The 622-nt window shown below is 39.2% G+C and carries 1 protein-coding gene and 1 pseudogene; both read right to left on the reverse strand.

Annotation, left to right across the window (positions count from 1 at the left end; translation table 11 throughout):
- Positions 1-109: 109 nt before the first annotated feature.
- Positions 110-406 (reverse strand): hypothetical protein, encoded by a 297-nt coding sequence (locus tag CBG25_RS19530; RefSeq protein WP_290608730.1) that lies wholly within the window; start codon positions 404-406, stop codon positions 110-112.
- A gap of 4 nt (positions 407-410) precedes the next feature.
- A pseudogene (locus CBG25_RS19535) lies at positions 411-622 on the reverse strand (hypothetical protein); the annotation flags it as partial.

Consider the following 622-nt stretch of genomic DNA (forward strand, 5'->3'; position numbering starts at 1 on the left):
AAACGATTATCTCGTAACAGCCGCTCTTTGTTGATCATTTCAAACCTTTATTCTCTAAGTTAAACCTCTTTTTATTCTCAATAGCGTGACAAAAAATGCAAGTCTCTATTCAGCAACTAGTTTTATGCCCTTTCATGATCCCATAAAGCAAAATTCCCATCATTGAACGAGGAGAATACGGCGCTCTACCTGTTGAAGAATAACAGCGTTCGAAAGGTACCCAGTCTTGTTCATCCAAAATCTCTGTGACAATAAATGCCCTACGTTCACCAATTTGCTTGAGATAATCGCAAAGGGAAACAGAACCCTCCAAGATAGGTAGATTTTGCGCTTTGACAAACTTACGTTTGGTGTGAGAAGGCGATTCCAGTTTGCGAGTAAATACGGTCATACACGAGTTTCGCACAAAACTAATTTGGGTACGCTAATAAAACACGGATGTGCTCAGCAATAGCATTTTTGATTACGTCCCAATTTTGTTGATAAAGGGTTATTTTTTCAGATATACGACGTTTATGTTGTTCAAACCACGCAGAAATAGCGAGAAAAATATGATTTCTTTGCGCTCGGCTCGTGCGAGCCTGACAGCGTTCAATACCACAATTTTGTTTAACTTCTCGAT

It is taken from the genome of Arsenophonus sp. ENCA (assembly GCF_002287155.1).
Taxonomy (GTDB): domain Bacteria; phylum Pseudomonadota; class Gammaproteobacteria; order Enterobacterales; family Enterobacteriaceae; genus Arsenophonus; species Arsenophonus nilaparvatae.